Annotated in this window: 2 protein-coding genes; one reads left to right on the top strand and one right to left on the bottom strand. The window is 52.5% G+C overall.

The window, feature by feature from the left end; all coding sequences use genetic code 11:
* The coding region (locus tag FDW94_RS24255; RefSeq protein WP_249358515.1) for a helix-turn-helix transcriptional regulator at positions 1–305 on the bottom strand (305 nt) is incomplete at its 3' end.
* A 101-nt stretch (positions 306–406) separates the two neighbouring features.
* Here FDW94_RS24255 and FDW94_RS24250 point away from each other — a divergent pair.
* Positions 407–600: AzlC family ABC transporter permease (locus FDW94_RS24250; RefSeq protein WP_249358512.1), on the top strand; the 194-nt coding region annotated here is incomplete at its 3' end.

Raw genomic sequence — 600 nt, 5'->3', positions numbered from 1 at the left:
GGCGGGCAGGCGGCCAGTAAAATGGCCTGATAGTGGGCCTGCTCGGCCACCACCTTTGTTCCTTCGCCGCGGCGAATCACCTGCGTTTTTTGTTCCTGCGGCTCCAGCAGGCGCGCAAAGGGAATATCCAACGCCACACACAGCGACCAGAGCGTTTCCAGGCTAGGATTGCCATTGCCCGCTTCCAATTGCGAAAGTGTCGATTTTGCAATCCCTGCGCGACGGGCAATCTCTGCCAATGACAAACCGGTGCGCTGACGTTCACGCACAAGGCTTTTCGCGATCATACTGATGGGCTGGGTCATTCACGACTCCATGTTCTTTATATCGAACGAATCGTTCGACTTGTAATATTAACTGGTCGCGTTCATTATAATGGAAATTCGTTCGATATGGCTAAAACGGTATGAAACATTATTTTTCCAGTCTCAAAGGCGACACGATAAAAGCAATATTTTTGGTCTGTCTGGCCGTCGGCGTAGTCGGCATGTCATACGGCTCGCTGGCGATGGCCTACGGCTTCCCGCTGTGGGTACCGTTTGTGCTTTCGATTACGGTACTGGCGGGTGCGTCCGAGTTTATGTTTATCGGTATCGTCGC

The organism is Citrobacter sp. wls757, assembly GCF_005280935.1.
In the GTDB taxonomy this organism is placed as follows: Bacteria; Pseudomonadota; Gammaproteobacteria; order Enterobacterales; family Enterobacteriaceae; genus Citrobacter; species Citrobacter portucalensis.
Note: the sequence above shows the minus strand (reverse complement) of the source record. Positions and strands in the feature narration are given on the sequence as shown.